The organism is Amphibacillus marinus (assembly GCF_900110345.1).
GTDB lineage: Bacteria > Bacillota > Bacilli > Bacillales > Amphibacillaceae > Amphibacillus_D > Amphibacillus_D marinus.
This window is the reverse complement of sequence record NZ_FODJ01000026.1, coordinates 1-1,810: the sequence shown is the minus strand read 5'-3', so window position 1 is coordinate 1,810 and position 1,810 is coordinate 1. Positions and strand designations below refer to the sequence as shown.

Genomic DNA, 1,810 nt, shown 5'->3' with positions numbered 1-1,810 from the left:
AGTTTTGGGGTGGTTAGTATGATTTACGGTGGTGCCGCAGCGGCCAAGCATGTCCGTGGAGTGGCGACTGTGAAACCACTCACTGCCCTTAACACCCCGATTCAGGCAGGGCCAATTGGCAAGCCCCTTTTCGGTCAAAGTGGTAAGCTGAACGCCTTAGCGTTATGGAAGAAGATACGAGAGAACATTGGGTTGAGTAAGCGAGCGCGTCAGGCTTCGAATTTTAAGGGTCATGTGAAGAAGGAACAGGTTGTTTTGAATGGTGGAAAGCAGGCTGGCGGGTCTGGAAAAATAATGAGTAGTATGGATGCTGAGAAGCACGCTTTTAATGCTACAAAAGGTGCTGGTAATTCTGATTCAATTGTATTAGGGAAATTTGATGGTGGTGGGTCAACAGCGTATACTACTAAAGCTAAAGAATTTGGTGCACAATTTTTTGAGTTGGATAATTGGAATGAATTAAGTAAAATATACAGTGATAAGGAAATATGGAAAATAAATGAGAAGTTCCTAGATATTCAAATTGGCGCTGGAAGGGACATATACCTATCACATAATCCACTTGATTATATTGGTGATGGTTCATTTTATTCGCAAGAGATAGCTTATCTGCAAAATCATGGTTTTACTTTTGAAAAGATTGGAGTGCTATGGCGTGTTGTCAGATGATAGTAAATTCATTAATGATCATTTTTTGGACTATACCAAGAAAAATTTTTTAAAGTATTTTGAGAAGGATATAATCTTAAAAAACGAAGAGTATTCAAATGATTCAGCAGGCATGGGGTTTTATAGATTAACATATGAATATTTAAGTTATCAAATAATCTTTGAATATGAAAGGTTGCGTTTTACTATAAGGATAAAATATAAAGATGCTGTTTCTAACTTTTTTGCACAACATAAAGAATTATTAAATAGCTTGACAGAGGAAAATATAAATAAGTCAATATTTATTTTGAAAAGTGACCTAAAAAATAATAATTTAAGTTTTTTTTATATTACTAAAAAAGGAGAAATAAAGAAAATTGAATTTTGATAAAAAAGTTGATGAAAAATACCTAGATTATAGATCACAAGTTTTAAAATACACAAATCAAGATATGAATTTATTACTTGAAAACGAAAATCAAGTTTATATTGCAGTATTTGATATTCCAATTAAGAGTAATATTATTGGTATTCAAACTCAAACTTTGGCTTTAGTTTTTGGTTTGAATACGCATCTTTATAGTGGTTCTGGTTCAAAATTAACAAAATTAGAACATTATTCAAAAGTAATGAAAGCAATGCAATCTCTATTACTTAGTTGCTCTCAAGTATTACCTTTTATGAAGTTAACCAATAATTTTGATTTTTATAATAGCAAGCATGTTAGGGTTTATTTAAAAACAGAAAGAGGTGTCTATTTTAAAGAGCTCTCTAAAAAAGATAAAATTGATAATTTTTTACAGAATATGATGAATTATGTTTTAGATGAGATTACGAAAACAGGGGCCTTAAAAAAGTAATAAAAAAAAAATAAGAAAATTAAGAGCTATTTTGTGGAGGTAATGAATTTCTTATCATTGTTAAGTAAGGGTGTATTAATTTATTAATTTTATAAATAAAACAACATAGCCAAAGTAAAAAGCTGCTTTCTAAAACAGAAAAGCAGCTTTTCTATGTGTTCTAAAAGAAAAATAAAGCAGAGCCTAGGTGCTTTTTATCGGGTCATGCTATACACTATAAGGAGGAGAAGCCGAATGGTAACCCGTGTCAATATGGCGGAAGTTCGAGACTTTCGGGATGATACCCGTGCGTTATGCCG

Annotated in this window: 3 protein-coding genes; all 3 read left to right on the top strand. The window is 32.2% G+C overall.

The window, feature by feature from the left end; genetic code table 11:
- A partial coding sequence (locus BM000_RS16545) for a hypothetical protein (protein ID WP_218144113.1) occupies positions 1–669 on the top strand: 669 nt, incomplete at its 5' end.
- On the top strand, positions 656–1,039 hold the full coding sequence (locus BM000_RS16540; RefSeq protein WP_091500437.1) for a hypothetical protein: 384 nt from the start codon (positions 656–658) through the stop codon (positions 1,037–1,039). The genes BM000_RS16545 and BM000_RS16540, both read left to right, overlap by 14 nt.
- The gene (locus BM000_RS16535; protein WP_091500435.1) at positions 1,029–1,511 is read left to right on the top strand and encodes a hypothetical protein; all 483 of its coding nucleotides are present in this window, start codon (positions 1,029–1,031) and stop codon (positions 1,509–1,511) included. The genes BM000_RS16540 and BM000_RS16535 overlap by 11 nt, the downstream gene beginning before the upstream one ends.
- Positions 1,512–1,810: the final 299 nt, after the last annotated feature.